The 16086-nt window shown below is 61.1% G+C and carries 13 protein-coding genes; 8 read left to right on the forward strand and 5 right to left on the reverse strand.

Annotation, left to right across the window (positions count from 1 at the left end; genetic code table 11):
- Positions 1–659: 659 nt before the first annotated feature.
- Entirely contained in the window at positions 660–1010 is a 351-nt protein-coding gene (locus VJ604_RS06815; RefSeq protein ID WP_324080953.1) for a YtxH domain-containing protein, read from the forward strand.
- 85 nt (positions 1011–1095) lie between these two features.
- Here the strand turns inward: VJ604_RS06815 and VJ604_RS06820 are convergent, their stop codons facing one another.
- Positions 1096–1467, reverse strand: coding sequence for a hypothetical protein (locus VJ604_RS06820; protein WP_324080954.1), 372 nt, complete (start codon positions 1465–1467; stop codon positions 1096–1098).
- A gap of 213 nt (positions 1468–1680) precedes the next feature.
- On the opposite strand from VJ604_RS06820, the gene VJ604_RS06825 reads away from it, so the two are divergent.
- The 3 genes from VJ604_RS06825 to VJ604_RS06840 all read left to right on the forward strand — a co-directional run bounded on the left by VJ604_RS06825 (position 1681) and on the right by VJ604_RS06840 (position 5422).
- A complete protein-coding gene (locus VJ604_RS06825; RefSeq protein WP_324080956.1) occupies positions 1681–2112 on the forward strand; it encodes a Fur family transcriptional regulator in 432 nt (143 codons plus the stop codon).
- 293 nt (positions 2113–2405) lie between these two features.
- On the forward strand, positions 2406–4397 hold the full coding sequence (gene feoB / locus VJ604_RS06830) for a ferrous iron transport protein B (RefSeq protein ID WP_324080958.1): 1992 nt from the start codon (positions 2406–2408) through the stop codon (positions 4395–4397).
- Positions 4398–4774: 377 nt separating this feature from the next.
- Positions 4775–5422 carry a metal-dependent transcriptional regulator gene (locus VJ604_RS06840; protein ID WP_324080962.1) on the forward strand — a complete coding sequence of 216 codons (648 nt, stop codon included), beginning with the start codon at positions 4775–4777 and terminating at the stop codon, positions 5420–5422.
- 113 nt (positions 5423–5535) lie between these two features.
- On the opposite strand, the gene VJ604_RS06845 is transcribed toward VJ604_RS06840, so the two are convergent.
- The 4 genes from VJ604_RS06845 to VJ604_RS06860 form a co-directional block, all read right to left on the reverse strand.
- Positions 5536–6954 carry an aldehyde dehydrogenase family protein gene (locus VJ604_RS06845; RefSeq protein WP_324080964.1) on the reverse strand — a complete coding sequence of 473 codons (1419 nt, stop codon included), beginning with the start codon at positions 6952–6954 and terminating at the stop codon, positions 5536–5538.
- A gap of 241 nt (positions 6955–7195) precedes the next feature.
- Positions 7196–8155 (reverse strand): 6-phosphofructokinase, encoded by a 960-nt coding sequence (gene pfkA, locus VJ604_RS06850; RefSeq protein ID WP_324080966.1) that lies wholly within the window; start codon positions 8153–8155, stop codon positions 7196–7198.
- Between the two features lie 134 nt (positions 8156–8289).
- Entirely contained in the window at positions 8290–9558 is a 1269-nt protein-coding gene (locus VJ604_RS06855) for a replication-associated recombination protein A (protein ID WP_324080977.1), read from the reverse strand.
- Between the two features lie 51 nt (positions 9559–9609).
- Complete coding sequence (locus VJ604_RS06860; protein ID WP_414652397.1) at positions 9610–12132, reverse strand: glycogen/starch/alpha-glucan phosphorylase; 2523 nt, start codon at positions 12130–12132, stop codon at positions 9610–9612.
- A gap of 179 nt (positions 12133–12311) precedes the next feature.
- On the opposite strand from VJ604_RS06860, the gene VJ604_RS06865 reads away from it, so the two are divergent.
- The 4 genes from VJ604_RS06865 to VJ604_RS06880 form a co-directional block, all read left to right on the forward strand.
- Positions 12312–13178, forward strand: coding sequence for an NAD(+)/NADH kinase (locus VJ604_RS06865; protein ID WP_324080968.1), 867 nt, complete (start codon positions 12312–12314; stop codon positions 13176–13178).
- 103 nt (positions 13179–13281) lie between these two features.
- On the forward strand, positions 13282–14943 hold the full coding sequence (gene recN, locus VJ604_RS06870) for a DNA repair protein RecN (protein WP_324080970.1): 1662 nt from the start codon (positions 13282–13284) through the stop codon (positions 14941–14943).
- Positions 14940–15389, forward strand: coding sequence for an N-acetyltransferase (locus tag VJ604_RS06875; protein ID WP_324080973.1), 450 nt, complete (start codon positions 14940–14942; stop codon positions 15387–15389). Before recN ends, VJ604_RS06875 begins: the two co-directional genes overlap by 4 nt.
- Before the next feature lie 9 nt (positions 15390–15398).
- The coding region (locus VJ604_RS06880) for a TldD/PmbA family protein (protein WP_324080975.1) at positions 15399–16086 on the forward strand (688 nt) is incomplete at its 3' end.

Here is a 16086-nt window from a genome sequence, read left to right on the forward strand (position 1 = left end):
GTCCCCCACCTCCATCTGCCCAAGCCGCAGGGAGACGTACCGCCGCTCCACCTCCCGGCAGGCCTGCACGATGCCCGCGGTCTTGCCGACGCCGCGATGTCCCACCACGCAGGGGGTCAGATCGGTTTTTTCAAGCAACTCCTTTACCACCAGTTTCATCTGCTCAACATTCATGGTCTGTCGATTTCCTCCAACATCGCTGCAACAGTCACATCTCAGCAAAAACTCTTTCAAACCTCAGCAAACTCCCCCTCTCCCCACGGGAGAGGGCCTTGGTGAGGGAAGCCCCAAATCCTGTATTGGCCCCAACGAACAGAACGATCTTTCGTCGCCCTGAGCCTGCCGGGGCCCGTTCTGAACCTGCTGAAGCCTGTCCTTAGCCTGTCGAAGCGGGGGTGTGTGAAACATAAACGAATTGTGACACTAACGCATACCCTTAGACACAGAGGTGTATATATTACACACATATGCAATTTGGCGAAAGAGATAAATTTAGTCCTTTTACAAATATTCGCATTATCGGCTGTTTCGCCTCAAGCAGAGGCTGGCCTTTGTGGTATCATTTTCGTCGTTCAGACAGAGATGCCACCAGCACTTGCCATCTGAACCTGTGTGGTAATATTAGGAAGTATTTAATCAACCCTATGGAGGACGATGAAATGAGCCATGATAGAGAATGCTGTGCCGCTGGAGACATTTGCAAGGTTGTGGTGGGTGGACTGATCGGCGCCGGCATCGCCCTGCTGCTCGCCCCGCAGACCGGGAAGAAGGCGAGGAAGTCTCTGGCCTGTTTCGCCAAGGACATCGGAGAAAAGGCAAACGATGCGGCGAACGAGTTTGCCGAGGTTCTCAGCGATTTCGTCGACAACGCCGGCAACCGTGCCGCGGAGCTCCTTCACGAGGGGGCTGATCTTACCGCCGATTCGAAGAAGACGCTGCTCAAGGCGCTTGAGAAGGGGCAGCACATACTGGAGAAGCAGAGGAAGAAGCTGGAAGACATGCTTGACTGATACTGCCCCGTTACCTTCCACAGGAAATAAAAAAGAGCCCGGTCACGCCGGGCTCTTCTTGTATCTAGGTCACCTCTTGATGATCTTAGCGATTTTTCTGACCACCCTGCTTCCCACCGGAGCTTGAGCCGAAACCGGAACCCATTCCGCTGGAACCGCTGCCACCGCCGCTGGAGCCTGAGTCTTTGCTGTAGCCGCTGTTGTAGGAAGAGCTGCTTTCCCTGGTCTGCGTGCTGGAGGCGAGGGTGGTGGACGGGCTGCACAGAAGTGACGGATCGTGGGACTCTGCGCCGCATCTCGTGCAGGAAATGGTCGGGTCGTTCGGTGTGAAGGTCTCGGAGATCACCTTCCCGCATCCCGCCTGCTCCGTTACTTTCGTGCTAAACTGCGAACCTTGGCCAAACTGCGAACCTTGGGATTGGAAGTTTTCCTTGCTGCCGTATTTATTTTTTGACATGACATCTCTCCTCCGTCGGCCCCGGCTTTGCATTATTAGGGTTCGACATTGTTCACTATAATTAGACATCAACGGCAGAAAAAATTCAAAGCCTTTCCTCGGACTTTCAAGGCGTTACGGCTTTGTCGTTGAAAGTCACCTTCACCGTCAAAACAGCTTGACACCCACCTCCGCAGTCGTTATTATGACTTCCAATTTCAATTCGGGGTTCTCATGAAACGAGCCAAGAAAAAGGCCTTCGCTGACTTCATCGCCCAGCGGGGATTGAAGTCGACCAAGCAGCGGGACATCATCCTGGACAGCTTCCTGTCCTGCGACCGGCACCTGAGCATCGAGGAACTCTACTTAAGGCTCAGGAGCAAAAATCCCAACATCGGCTATGCGACGGTCTACCGGACCCTGAAGCTCTTCGCCGAGGCGGGGATTGCCCGTGAGATGCAGTTCGGCGACGGCCAGACCCGTTATGAGCATGTGGGGGAAGGGGAGCACCACGACCACCTGGTATGCACCCGCTGTGGCAGCATCGAAGAGTTCGAGAACGAAACGATCGAGCAATTGCAGGCCGAAGTCGCCGCCAGCCGCGGGTTCCTGATAGAGCGGCACCGGCTAGAGCTCTACGGCCTGTGCGGCAACTGCCGCAAGTAAGTTGCTTCCCCCTCGCCCCTTTAGGGGAGAGGGGCAGGGGTGAGGGAGAATTTGCCGGCAACCGACCGCTACCCTCACCCGCCCTTCGGGCACCCTCTCCCCTAAAGGGGCGAGGGATAGGCGGCAAGGTAGCCGAAAACCTAGCTGGCAGTGATCGCAGATGGGGCGTGCCGGGAGTTCGGTCGGGGTAACCCGGCAAATTTTTTGTAATACATCTGAAAGTGACTTTCATTGGCATTATTAGCTAGCACTATCGATTGGCTGACAATCGTTCCAGAGGGGTAGTCAACACCATGGCATTTGCAAAGAAGAAGGGTTCCTGCCACGAGGCACCAACCGTGGCAGCCAGCGGCGCCAAAAAGGTCGCGCTGGTAGGGAATCCCAACGTCGGGAAGAGTGTTCTCTTTAATGCGCTAACTGGCGCCTACGTCACCGTCTCCAATTACCCCGGCACCTCGGTTGAAGTCTCCCGCGGCAACACCGTCATCAATGGGGACCATTTCGAGGTCATCGACACCCCCGGTATGTACGCCATCCTCCCGATCACCGAGGAGGAGAGGGTGGCCCGTGAGATCCTCCTGAACGAGCGTCCCCACCTGGTGATACACGTCCTCGACGCGCGCAACCTGGAGCGGATGCTCCCCATGACCTTGCAGCTCATAGAGGCCGAGTTGCCGGTGGTGCTGGTGGTCAACATCATGGACGAGGCGGCCCGCATGGGGCTGCACATCGATATCCCGCTGCTTTCCCAGCGGCTGGGCATCCCGGTGATCGGCGCGGCCACAGCCAAGAAGGTGGGACTCCCTGAGATTCGCGCCGCCATCGCCGATACACCCTCTTTCGCCAGCTCCCCCTTCCGCTACTCGAAAGCGCTGGAGTCAGACATAGCAGGCATCTCCGACTGCCTCAAAGGAGACTACATGCTCTCCAAGAAGGCGCTGGCGCTCTTGCTCTTGCAGGGCGACGGTGAGGTCGCCGACCTGGTGCGCGGCGTGGAAGGCGAGGGGGCGGCCGCGGTCGAGGCCGGGGTTAAGGAGAAACGCTTCGAGAGAAGGGAATCGTTCCACCTCGACCTCTCCATGGAGCGCAAACGGATCGTCAAATCCATCCTGGACGGTGCCTTCAAGGCCCCTGAAAAGCGGGTGGTGACCCTGGCCGAGCGGCTTTCCCGCCTGTGTGTGCGCCCCATGACCGGCGTGCCGCTGCTTTTGATCGTCCTGTACTTCGGTCTCTACAAGTTCGTGGGCGATTTCGGCGCCGGCACCCTGGTCGACGTCCTCGAGAACAAGGGGTTCAAGGAGTTGTTCAACCCCTGGATCACCGGGGTCGTGAAGAACCTCGTCCCCTGGCCCATCATCCAGGAGCTGTTCATCGGCGAGTACGGCGTGATAACCCTCGGTATCCGCTATGCTGTCGGCATCATCCTCCCCATCGTGGCGACCTTCTTCCTCTTCTTCTCCGTGCTGGAGGATAGCGGCTACTTCCCGAGGCTCGCGCTACTGGTCGACCGGATCTTCAAGACCATGGGGCTCACCGGCCGCGCCGTCATCCCGATGGTGCTCGGCTTCGGTTGCGACACCATGGCGACCATGGTGACCCGGACCCTGGAGACCGTGCGCGAACGCGTGCTGGCCACCCTGCTGCTCGCCCTGGCCATCCCCTGCTCCGCGCAGCTGGGGGTGATCCTGGCTCTCCTCTCCAAGGCTCCGGGCGCGCTGGCGGTCTGGTCCATCTGCCTCGTCCTGATCTTCCTGGTGGTGGGGCTCATCGCCGCAAAGGTGCTGCCGGGCGAGACTCCCATGTTCTACATGGAGATCCCTCCCATGCGGCTGCCGCAGTTCTCCAACGTGGTGACCAAGACCTACACCAGGATGCAGTGGTACTTCATGGAGATCCTGCCGCTCTTCATCCTCGCCTCGGTCCTTTTGTGGCTGGGGAAGATCACCAACTTCTTCGAGACCATGGTGAAGGGACTGAGCCCGGTGATGGCCGCCCTGGGGCTCCCCAAGGAGACCGCCGTCGCCTTCATCTTCGGCTTCTTCCGCCGCGACTACGGCGCCGCCGGGCTTTACGACCTGCAGACCCAGGGAACCCTGAACCCGCGGCAGCTGACCGTGGCAGCCGTGACCCTGACCCTGTTCATCCCGTGCGTAGCGCAGTTCCTGATCATGAAGAAGGAACGCGGCTGGAAGGTGGCCTGCGCCATTGGCGTTTTCGTATCCACCCTGGCCTTCGGCAGCGGCTGGGTACTGAACAAGTTCCTGTTGGTTACCTCGATCCTTTAGAACCTGTTCTGAGTTCTTTGTAAAAGGGGAAAACCTGATACTCTTTGTTGAACAGAAGATAGACATAGAGCATGGGATGAATTGCCGTTAACGTAGAACTTGGAACATAGAACTGTTGTCAGGTGTGTATGCGCTGTGGTTTTTGCGGACATGAGTTCGCCGAAGAAGAAGGAAATGTTGGTTGCAAGAACTGTCCGATGTCGGGTGGTTGCAAGATGATCAAGTGCCCCCGCTGCAACTATGAGAACCCGCCGGAGCCGGCGCTGGTAAAAAATATCAAGAAGCTGTTCAAGAATACAAAGCGACAAGGGTAAAGACGTTCCGCCTATGCTGCCTGATCAGGCAGTGAGAGCTGACGGAATGGCAAAGGAGAAGATATGAAGCTGACTGATAGGGCGGAAGAGATCCTGGAGGCCCTCTGGATCGAGTCCGAGGAAAATGGCCGCGGTTTTGCGGAACTGGACCAGTTGGGGTTTGGCGATTCCTCCGACCCGGCCTACCAGGAGCTCTCCACCCACGCCCTGGTCGAGATCAAGGGCGGGCGCGTCTACTTCCGCCCGGAAGGGCGCGAAGAGGGGCGCAAGACCATCAGGCGCCACCGGCTGGCTGAACGGCTGATGATGGACGTCCTCAACATCCGCGGCGAGAGCGGTGACGTCAAGGCCTGCCAGTTCGAGCACCTCCTGAACGAGGGGGTGGACACCAAGGTCTGCACCATGCTGAACCACCCGGTCACCTGCCCGCACGGAAAGCCGATCCCGCAGGGGGAATGCTGCGAGGAGGCCCGCAAAAGCGGGGACCTGGGTGTGGTACCGCTCACCGAGCTGAAGTCCGGCGACGAAGGCGACATCGCCTACATCCAGACCGAGGACAGCAAGAAGATGCAGAAACTGATGGCCATGGGCGTGTTGCCGGGTAACCGCATCTCCCTGTTGCAGGCCTTCCCTTCCTACATCTTCCGGGTCGGTTTCTCCGAGTTCGCCATCGATTCCGCCATGGCGAGGGAAATCTTCGTCAGGAAGTAACCGTTCCCGCACACTCAAAAAAAGACCGGCACGGTTGCCATTGGCCACCGTGCCGATTTTCGTTGTGCACTCCACATCCGCAATTCGTTAGGCGTTTTGCGTCCGCCGGTGATCTAAAGCTGCAGCGACTTGGGGACCAGGAACTCTTCCAGTCCGTAGCGGCCCAGCTCGCGCCCGTGTCCGGACTGCTTGATGCCGCCGAAAGGTGCCATCGCGTTGAAGCGGCCGCCGTTGACGTCCACCTGTCCTGCGCGCAGGCGGCGGGCCACACGCAGGGCGCGCTCCTGGTCACCGGACCAGACCGCGGCCGCCAGCCCGTACGGAGTGCCGTTGGCGATGCGGACGGCATCTTCCTCGTCTCGGTAGCAGATGATGGAGAGCACCGGGCCGAAGATCTCCTCCTGCGCGAGGGTGGAGTCGGGCGCTACCCGGCCGAACAGGGTCGGCTGCACATAATAGCCCCGTTTCAGCCCCTCGGGGGGTTCGGCGCCACCCACAAGCAGTTCCGCCCCCTCCTCGATACCCTTGCGGATGTAGCTACGCACCCGTTCGCGCTGAGCTTCCGAGATCAGGGGGCCCAGTTTGGCCTCTCCTCCGAAGGGATCTCCCACCGTGAACCCCTGCGCAAGCTGCACCGCCAGCGCTGCCGCCTCCTGGTAGCGCGATTCCGGAACGAGCATCCGAGTCAGCGCATTGCAGGTCTGTCCCGAGTTGAGGAAGCAGCCGTTCACGGTGGCCTTGACCGCCATGGCGAGATCTGCATCGTCGAGGATCAGGGAAGCCGATTTCCCCCCCAACTCCAGGGAAACCTTCTTCACCGACTGCGAGGCGTTGTGGCCGACCCGCCGTCCCGCCGTGGTCGAACCGGTGAAGGAGACCATCTCCACCCCGGCATGTGCGCTCAACGCCTCGCCCACCACCGAGCCCAAGCCGCTCACCAGGTTGAAGACCCCGGCAGGGAGTTTGGCCTCATCGACGATCTCGGCCAAGATGAAGGCATTGAAGGGTGCCACCTCGCTCGGCTTGAGCACGACAGTGCAGCCTGCCGCCAAAGCGGGTGCCACCTTGGCGACGATCTGGTGGAGCGGGTAATTCCAGGGAGTGATGCAGGCTACCACACCGGCCGGTTCCTTGAGCACCAGCGAGTTGCCGATCTGCTCCTCGAAGGGGAATTCCAGGGCCAGCGTTGCGTAGCTCGCCATCACCGCTGACGGCAATCCCACCTGGATCGCTCGTGACATCTTGAGAGGCATGCCGACCTCGCCAGTGATGGTCTCCGCCAGTTCGTCGCCCCGGCGCAGCAGTCCCTGGTGGAGCCTGCCCAGGAAAGCGGCCCTTTCAGAGACCGCAGTATTGGCCCACGATTCCAGCGCCCGTTGCGCAGCCTGCACTGCCCGGTCCGCGTCCTCAGCCGTTCCCGCCGGGATGCTCCCCAGCACCTCTTCGGTGGAGGGACAGACGACCTCGATGTGTTCGTGCCCGGCGCAGGCAACCCACTTCCCGTCGATGTACAACTTTTCGTAGTGGTGCATGGCATCTCTCCTTCTGTCACGAGGGGCGTGGTTTGAGTGACTTCAGACTTATATAGCCTGCATCTGGTATATGAAGGGGTATTTCAGTGTAAGAGGGCAGGTCATCCTGCTTGGGGGCATGTGGCTGAAGATAGCTAGAGTTTGCACACTACCTAGGTAACATGTCGGGCCTCAGCATTGAATGCGAGGACTCTGGGCTCGTTGGGACAATCTCAACGGCTGCCGATTTGTGGCGGACGCTCTAGATCCCCAGAATGAGGGACAGATTGTGAAGTTCGTCCGGCTGTCGCTTCTCGCTGACCACCACCGTCTCCAGCAGTGTCGGCACGATGGAGTTGCAGCAAAGACCAACCATCTTCCCTTTCTGTCCTTCCAGCAGCAGTTCCACCGCCGCGTGTCCCAGCCGGCTCCCCAACAGGCGGTCGAAGACGGAGGGTGCGCCACCGCGCTGGTAGTGGCCGAGGACTGTCACCCGGGTTTCGAAGCCGATCACGTCCTTGACGGTGTCGGCGATATCCTGGGCGCGGCCGGCACCTTCGGCCAGGACGATGATGGCGTTGCTGCGACCTTCCTCCCAGCGCGTCCGGAGCTGGTCACAGAGGTCCTGGATGTCGCATTCCACTTCCGGGACGATGGCGTACTCGGCGCCCGACGCGATGGCGGCGGTGCTGGCCAGGTAGCCGGAGTTCCTCCCCATCACCTCCACTACGAAGGCGCGGTCGTGGGAGCTTGCCGTGTCCTTGATGCAGTCGATGGCGTAGATGATGTTGTTGAGGGCGGTGTCGACTCCCAGTGCCATGTCGGTGAAGGGGATGTCGTTGTCGATGCTGGCCGGGATGCCGATCACCGGGACGCCCAGCCGGTGCAGGGCGAGTGCGCCGTTCAGTGAGCCGTCGCCGCCGATGATGACCAGCCCGTCGACGCCCATCTCGCCAAGGTGGCGGACGGCTTTTTCACGTCCCATCGGAGTCCTAAACTCGTCGCTACGGGCCGACTGCAGGAAGGTGCCGCCGCGGTGGAGGATACCGGCCACCTCCTTGGTCCCCATTTCCAGGAAGTCCGGCTTCAGAAGGCCGGCATAACCCTTCCTGAAGCCAACGACCTGCACGCCGTGACCGAGTGCTGTCCTGGTGGCGCTTCTGATTGCTGCGTTCATTCCGGAACAGTCTCCGCCGCTGGTGAGTATGCCAATCTTTTTCATGTATGGCTCCGGAGTATCGGTTGCCGCAGGGGCAGAGCCGGGTCAGCTAATAGATAATGAACTGCTTGAATATATCACGGAGCCGCATAAATTCAAACCGGGGCCGGCCAGACGGCCGAGGCAGGGCCAGCCCATTACTCCGGTTTACGAGGCGTTTTCTCCCGCTCTCCCTTGATCCACTCCATCCGCTCCTTGATGCTCTTCTCGTAGCCGCTCTCTTTCGGCTCGTAGAACCGCTTGCCGGCGAGCTGGTCGGGGAGGTAGCTCTGCCCGGAGTAGCCGCGTTCGAAGTCGTGGGAGTAGCGGTACCCCTTGCCGTAGCCCATCTTCTTCATCAGCGAGGTCGGCGCGTTCCTGATGTGCATCGGAACCGGCAGCGCGCCCGACTTGCGGACCTCCGCAAGTGCATCGTCGATGCCCATGTACGATGCGTTCGATTTGGGCGCTGTGGCCAGGTAGCTGACCGCCTGGCCGAGGATGATCCTCCCCTCCGGCATCCCCACCAGCTGGAAGGCCTGCAGTGCGGAGATCGCCATCTGCAGCCCGCGCGGATCGGCGTTCCCCACGTCCTCGGAGGCGAAGATCACCATCCGCCTTAAGATGAAGATGGGGTCTTCGCCCGCCTCCAGCATGCGTGCGAGCCAGTAGAGGGCGGCGTCGGGGTCACTCCCCCGCATGGACTTGATGAAGGCGGAGATGACGTTGTAGTGCTCCTCGCCACCCTTGTCGTAGAGCAGCGGCTTCTTCTGCACCGCCTCCCGCGCGGTCTCCAGGTTGATCTCGCCACCGTGGGCGACCCTCGCCGCGGTCTCCAGGGTGTTCAGTGCCACCCGGGCATCGCCCCCCGCCTGCTCGGCCATGAACTCCAGCGCCTCGTCGGTGGCGGTCAGTTCCAACTCTCCCAGGCCGCGCTCACGGTCGGTAAGGGCGTTGGTAAGGATCTGGATGACATCCTCGGTGGTGAGCGAGTTCAGCACCAGCACCTTGCAGCGGGATAACAGCGGCGCGATCACCTCGAAAGAGGGATTCTCGGTGGTGGCACCGATCATGGTGAAGGTGCCCCGTTCCACGTAGGGGAGGAAGGCGTCCTGCTGGGACTTGCTGAAGCGGTGGATCTCGTCGACGAAGAGGATGGTGCGCTTGCCGTGGTAGCGCAGGGTGTCCTCGGCCTCCTTCACCACCTCGCGGATCTCCTTGATGCCGTTCATGATGGCGGAGAAGAAGATGAAGTGCGCTTTGGTGGCGTTGGCGATGATCTTGGCGAGGGTGGTCTTGCCGCTGCCGGGAGGTCCCCAGAAGATGAGGGAGGTGAGGCGGTCGGTTTCAATCAGGCGGCGCAGGAGCTTTCCCTCACCGAGGAGGTGGCTCTGCCCGAGGTACTCGGAGATGTCGCGCGGCCGCATCCTCTCGGCCAGGGGGGCTGCTTCGCTGCTTGCTGCGGTGAAAAGATCCAATCAGTGCTCCCGTTCCACGGCGCTCGGGATGATATCCACGGGCTTGATGCCCCAGATCTCCTCGGCGTACTCCTTGATGGTCCTGTCGCTGGAGAACTTGCCCATCCCCGCTGCGTTCAGGATAGCCTTCCGTGCCCATTCGTCCTTTTGCCGGAACAGTTCGCCCACCCGCTCCTGGCAGGAGACGTAGGAGGCGTAGTCGGCGAGCAGCATGTAGTGGTCGCCGTGGTTCAAAAGCGAATCGGTGAGCGGGGTGAAGAGGTCGGGAGTGCCGGGGGAGAAGAAGCCTGTGGCGATCATGTCGATCACCCGTTTCAGCTCAGTGTTGCCGTTGTAGTATTCCCTCGGGTTGTAGCCGCGTTCTTTCAGTTCGGCGACTTCCGCCGCGGTCAGCCCGAAGATGAAGATGTTTTCCTTGCCGACCTCTTCCATGATCTCGATGTTGGCTCCGTCCAGGGTGCCGATGGTCAGGGCGCCGTTCAGGGCGAACTTCATGTTGCCGGTGCCGGAGGCTTCGGTGCCGGCGGTGGAGATCTGCTCGGAGAGGTCGGAGGCGGGGAAGATGGTCTCCGCCAGGGTTACGTTGTAGTTGGCCAGGAAGACCACCTTGATCCGGTCGGCCACCTCCGGGTCGCTGTTGACCACCTCGGCCACCGCGTTGATCAGGCGGATGATCAGCTTGGCGGCGGCGTAGGCGGGGGCGGCCTTGCCGGCGAAGATGAAGGTGCGCGGCACTACCTCGGCCTGCGGGTGGTCCTTGATCCGGTTGTACAGGGTGATGATGTGCAGCACGTTCAAGAGCTGCCGCTTGTACTCGTGGATCCTCTTGATCTGCACGTCGAACAGCGACTCCGGATCCACCTCGATCTCGTTTTGCTTGAAGATGTAGCGGCAGAGGTTTTCCTTGTTCTTGCGCTTCACCTTCTGCCAGCGCTCAACGAAATCGGGCTTTTCGGCGAAGGGCTTCAGCTTCTTGTTGAGCTGGTAGAGATCGCGGGTCCAGCCGTCGCCGATGTGCTCGTCGAGCAGGGCGGAGAGCCCGGGGTTGGCCATCTTCAGCCAGCGCCGCTGGGTGATGCCGTTGGTCTTGTTGTTGAACTTCTCCGGGTACATCTCGTAGAAGTCGCGGAAGAGCTCCTTCTTGAGGATCTCGGTGTGCAGGGCGGCCACGCCGTTCACCGAATGGCTCCCCACGATGGCTAAGTGCGCCATCTTGATCTTCCGCTCCCAGTGCTCCTCGACGATCGACATCCGGGAGATGCGCTGCGGGTCGTCCGGGAAGGCCGCCTTGACCTCCTTGATGAACTGGTCGTTGATCTCGTAGATGATCTGCAGGTGCCGGGGGAGGATCTGCTCGAAGAACCAGACCGGCCAAAGCTCCAGCGCCTCGGGGAGGATGGTGTGGTTGGTGTAGGCGAAGGTCTTCCTGGTGATCTCCCAGGCCTCTTCCCACTCCAGCTTCTCGAGGTCGATCAGCACCCGCATCATCTCCGGGATGGCGAGGGTGGGGTGGGTGTCGTTCAGTTGGATGGCCACCTTGTCGGGGAGCATCCGGAAGTCCTTGTGCATCTTCTGGAAGCGGTAGAGGACGTCGTGCACGGTGGCCGAGGCGAGGAAGTACTCCTGCTTGAACCTCAGCTCCTTCCCCTCGATGACGTTGTCGGCCGGGTAGAGCACCTTGGAGATGGTTTCCGACTGCATCTTCTTTTCCACGGCACGGATGTAGTTCCCCTCGTTGAAGAACTTGAGGTCGAACTCGCGGCTGGACTTGGCGCTCCAAAGCCTCAGGGTGTTGACCGTGTGGGTCTGGTAGCCCGGGATCGGCGTGTCGTAGGCCATGGCCATGACGTCGTCGGTATCCACCCATTCGCGCACCAGCTTGCCGCTGTCCTTGTCGATGGTGGTGATCACCCGGCCGTTGAACTTCACCGTGTGCAGGTGCTCCTGGCGGTCGAGTTCCCAAGGGTTCCGGTAGCGCAGCCAGTTGTCGGGTATCTCAACCTGCGCGCCCTCCGCGATGGCCTGGCGGAAGATGCCGTACTCATAGCGGATGCCGTAGCCGTAGGCGGGGATGGACATGGTGGCCATGGAGTCGAGGAAGCAGGCGGCCAGGCGGCCCAAGCCGCCGTTGCCGAGACCTGCGTCCTGCTCCTCATCGAGGATCGCCTCGAAATCGCGCCCCAAGGAGTCGATGGCCTCCTTGAAGTCGTTCCACAGGTCGAGGTTGATCAGGCTGTTGCCCAAGGCCCTCCCCATCAGGAACTCCATGGAGATGTAGTAGACCCGCTTGTTGTCCAGGTTGTAGTAGGCCTGCTGGGTGTCCAGCCAGCGCTCGACCAGGTGGTCTCTGACCGCGTAGGCCAATGCGTTGAAGCTGTCGTATTTGGTGGCTGAGTACTTGTCCTTGCCGAGTGTGTATTCGAGGTGTTCCAGGAAGGATTTGATGATGCTCATCTGCTTATCGAGTTCTTCGCTGAGGCCGGTTGTTACCTCTTCAGTGATCCCGATTTCATCTTGAGCCATGCGGGTTTCCTCTTCAGTCTGCAGCCCATCAGTCATAGGTTAGACCCGGGAATTTTCGCAGTGGTTTCACCGCTTGATGGCCGCTGGCAGCGGCCTTGAGGTGAGATAGTTTCCGTTGGACATGCTAGAGTAATATATGGTAGTAAACATTAGATTACAATGCAAGTAAAGAGGTGGTCGTGAAAAAAATCGCCATAGTAGCTAAAGTACACGATCCCCGTTGCCTCGGTGTGGCGGAGCAGTTGACCGAATGGCTCGCGGTGCGTGGCGTCACCGCCAGCGTGGACGATCACCTCTCCAAACAGTTGAGAAGGACCAGCAGCACCGAGACCGTGGACAGCTCCGAGATCGCCAGGAACGCTGACCTGGTGGTGGTCTTAGGAGGTGACGGCACCCTGATTGGCGCGGCGCGCCTGGTGGGCGACCGCGAGGTCCCCATCCTGGGGGTCAACCTGGGGAGCCTCGGCTTCATGACCGAGATCACCTTGGACGAGCTCTACCCGGCCATGGAGCGTTGCCTGGAGGGGGACTTCGAGGTGAGCGAGCGGATGATGCTTATCGCCTCGGTCGAGCGCAAGGGCGAGGTGGTCGAGAGCCACCGGGTGCTGAACGATGTGGTGATCAACAAGGGGGCCTTGGCACGCATCATCGACATGGAGACCTCGGTGGGGGGCCGCTACCTGACCACCTTCAAGGCCGACGGCCTGATTATTTCCACTCCTACCGGCTCGACCGGTTATTCGCTCTCCGCCAACGGCCCCATCATCCATCCGGCGCTGGAGTGCATCTCCATCACCCCGATCTGCCCGCACACCCTCACCAACCGTCCGCTGGTGGTCGCCCCGGAAGCCAATATTTCCATCCAGCTGAAGTCGGGGGTCGATGAGAAGGTCTACCTGACCCTGGACGGACAGGTCGGCGTCAAGCTGATGAGCGGCGACAAAGTGCAGATCGAGAGGTCGGAACACCTCACCCGGCTGGTGCAGTCCAGAAGCAAGGATTACTTCGAGGTGTTAAGGACCAAGCTTAAGTGGGGGGAACGCTAAGAGGGCGGACAGGCAGCGTTGCCTTCGCCGCCTTCCCTCACCCTAGCCCTCTCCCGGGGGGGAGGGGACTTTCAGACAAACCTTCAGACGGTACACTCACCTTATGCTGCGAGAACTTCAGATCACCAATCTGGCCATCATTGACAAGCTCCACGTGGAGTTCAATGGTGGCCTCAACATACTTACCGGCGAAACCGGCGCGGGGAAGTCGATCATCATCGACGCCGTCAACCTGATCCTGGGCGGGCGGGCCAGCGCCGAGCTGATCCGCTCCGGTGCCGAGGAGGCCTCGGTTGAGGCGATCTTCGACCTCTCCGGCGCACCCTCGCTCTCCTCGCAACTTGCCGAAAGCGGCATCGACTGCGACGGGGAACTGCTGCTGCGCAGGGTCATTACCCGCGGCGGGAAGAACCGCGTCTTCATCGGCGGGAGCCTCGCCACCACCTCCGTGCTTTCCGATGTCTCCCGCGGGCTGATCAACATCTGCGGACAGCACGACTCCCAGTCGCTTTTAAAGACCGACCAGCACCTGCGCCTTCTGGACGGCTTCTCGGGAGCCCTGGAGCTTCGCCACGCCTTCGCAGCCTGCTTCGAGGAGTACCAGAAGGCCAAGGCGGAACTGGAGGCGCTGGAGCAGGGAGAGCGGGAGGCCGCCCGCCGCATCGACCTCCTTTCCTTCCAGAGCCAGGAGATCGCCGATGCTCGCCTGTACGCGGGCGAGGAGGAAGAACTTTCCGAGGAGAGGACGCGGCTTGCCCACAGCGAGAAGCTCCTGCTCTCCAGCCAGCAGGCCTTCGATGCCCTCTACGGCGGCGACGCGGCACTTTTGGGGCGCCTGCGCCGGGTCATCTCCGGTGTAGCCGAGGCGGGCGCCATCGATCATGTCCTCTCCCCGGTGGTCGAGGGCTTGGAAAACGCCTACGCCCAGTTGGAGGATGCCTCGCTCACCCTGCGCGATTACGCGGCGGGGGTGGAGGCGGAACCGGGGCGCCTGGAGCAGCTGGAAGACCGCCTGGACCTGATCAACCGGCTCAAGCGCAAGTACGGGGCCGATATCGCCGAGATACTCTCCTACCAGCAGGGAGTCGATGCCGAACTGGCCGCCCTCTCCAGTCGCGAGCAGACCCGCGACGAACTGAGCGCCAGGATCGCCGGACTGAAGGATGAGTTGGCATCAGTCGGTGCGAAACTCTCCAAGGCGAGAGCCGAAGGTGCCGGAGCCCTGAAAAAGGGGATGGAACGGGAGCTGGCTGAGCTGGCCATGGCGCACGCCGTCTTCGAGACCTCCTTCGAGCCGTCCGCCGAGCCGCGGGCCCACGGTTTCGAGCGGGCCGAGTTCCTGTTCTCGCCCAACCCCGGCGAGCCTCCCCGGCCGATCGCCAAGATCGCCTCGGGAGGGGAGCTCTCCCGCCTGATGCTGGCCCTTAAACAGCTTCATCCCGAGAGCGAGGTGCCGACGCTGATCTTCGATGAGGTCGATACCGGGATCGGGGGCGCCACCTCTGCCCTGGTGGGCGAGAAACTGAAGAAGGTGGCCACGGCCCAGCAGGTGCTGGCCATCACCCACCTCCCGCAGGTGGCCGCTTTCGCCGATCTGCACCTCAGGGTGGAGAAGGCGGTCCGGGAAGGACGAACGGCAACCTCTGTGCAGAGGCTGGAAGGGGAGGGACGGGTCGCCGAGGTGGCCCGCATGCTGGGCGGAACACGGGTGACCGAGAAGACCCTGGAACATGCCAGGGAGATGATTCAGGAGGCAGCAGCATGATTAGAAAGGCGAAGATCAGCGACGTTAAAGACATCCAGAAACTCCTCTCCAACTACGCCACCCGCGGGGAGATGCTTTCCCGTTCGCTCTCCGAACTGTACGACTCCATCCGCGACTTCTACGTCTGCGAGGAGGATGGCCAGATTATGGGGACCTCCGCGCTGCACATCGTCTGGGAGGACCTGGCCGAGGTGCGTTCGGTGGCGGTGGCCGAAGGGGTAGGGCGGCGCGGCATCGGCAGCAAGGTGGTGGGTGCCTGCCTGGATGAGGCGCGCGAGATCGGTCTGAAAAGGCTCTTCTGTCTCACCTACAAGCCCGATTTCTTCGCCAAATTCGGCTTCGTGGTCGTCGACAAGTCCGAACTCCCCCACAAGGTGTGGGGCGATTGCATCAAGTGCGTGAAGTTTCCCGATTGCGACGAAATAGCCATGATTCTCGACCTCTAGGGGGGGCTCATGGAACTGTCACGGCATGCCGATAGCGTGGAAGCCCTGCTCAAGGGAAGGGAACTGGACGGCTACGAGATAGCGGTCCAGCAATCGCGGGATCTTTCGGTGGAGGCTAAGGGAGGCAAGGTCGACGCCTTCAAATGCTCGGAGCCGCTGGGGATCGCCCTCCGGGTGATGTGCGGGGAGGGGCTCGGCTTTTCCTTTTCCACCGCGCTCGACCCCGGCTCGCTGGAGAGGATGGTGGAGGGCGCCCTGGTGGCCGCCCGCAACCAGACCCCCGATCCCTGTAACGGCCTGCCGCTTCCCTTTGCCGGCTACCCCGATCTTGCCGACCTCTGGGATGACCAGCTGGCCGAGGTTCCCCAGGAAAAAAAGGTCGAACGCGCATTGGAGCTGGAGCGCCTGGTACTTGCCCGCGATCCGCGGTTGAAAAGGGTTCGTAAGTGCAGTTACAGCGAATCGAGTCATCACTCCCTGATTCGGAACTCGCACGGACTGTGCGCGGGGTATAAAAGCACCCACGTCTCCTGCAGCGTCTCGGTGGTAGCCGAAGAGGAGGGTGCCGCGCAGATGGGGTGGGACTTCGACTACGCCAACCGCTTCGCCGACCTCGATCCTGGCCTGGTCGCGGAGCGCGCCGGCAACAAGGCGACCTCGCTTCTCGGTGCGCGCACCATCGCTACCATGCACTGCC

The sequence above is a fragment of the Geomonas sp. genome, from assembly GCF_035254065.1.
Classification (GTDB): domain Bacteria; phylum Desulfobacterota; class Desulfuromonadia; order Geobacterales; family Geobacteraceae; genus Geomonas.

Coding starts and splice junctions, on each gene's coding strand:
- VJ604_RS06815 (WP_324080953.1), top strand. CDS start 660: ATGAGCCATGATAGAGAATGCTGTGCCGCTGGAGACATTTGCAAGGTT.
- VJ604_RS06820 (WP_324080954.1), bottom strand. CDS start 1,467: ATGTCAAAAAATAAATACGGCAGCAAGGAAAACTTCCAATCCCAAGGT.
- VJ604_RS06825 (WP_324080956.1), top strand. CDS start 1,681: ATGAAACGAGCCAAGAAAAAGGCCTTCGCTGACTTCATCGCCCAGCGG.
- feoB (WP_324080958.1), top strand. CDS start 2,406: ATGGCATTTGCAAAGAAGAAGGGTTCCTGCCACGAGGCACCAACCGTG.
- VJ604_RS06840 (WP_324080962.1), top strand. CDS start 4,775: ATGAAGCTGACTGATAGGGCGGAAGAGATCCTGGAGGCCCTCTGGATC.
- VJ604_RS06845 (WP_324080964.1), bottom strand. CDS start 6,954: ATGCACCACTACGAAAAGTTGTACATCGACGGGAAGTGGGTTGCCTGC.
- pfkA (WP_324080966.1), bottom strand. CDS start 8,155: ATGAAAAAGATTGGCATACTCACCAGCGGCGGAGACTGTTCCGGAATG.
- VJ604_RS06855 (WP_324080977.1), bottom strand. CDS start 9,558: ATGCGGCCGCGCGACATCTCCGAGTACCTCGGGCAGAGCCACCTCCTC.
- VJ604_RS06860 (WP_414652397.1), bottom strand. CDS start 12,132: ATGGCTCAAGATGAAATCGGGATCACTGAAGAGGTAACAACCGGCCTC.
- recN (WP_324080970.1), top strand. CDS start 13,282: ATGCTGCGAGAACTTCAGATCACCAATCTGGCCATCATTGACAAGCTC.
- VJ604_RS06875 (WP_324080973.1), top strand. CDS start 14,940: ATGATTAGAAAGGCGAAGATCAGCGACGTTAAAGACATCCAGAAACTC.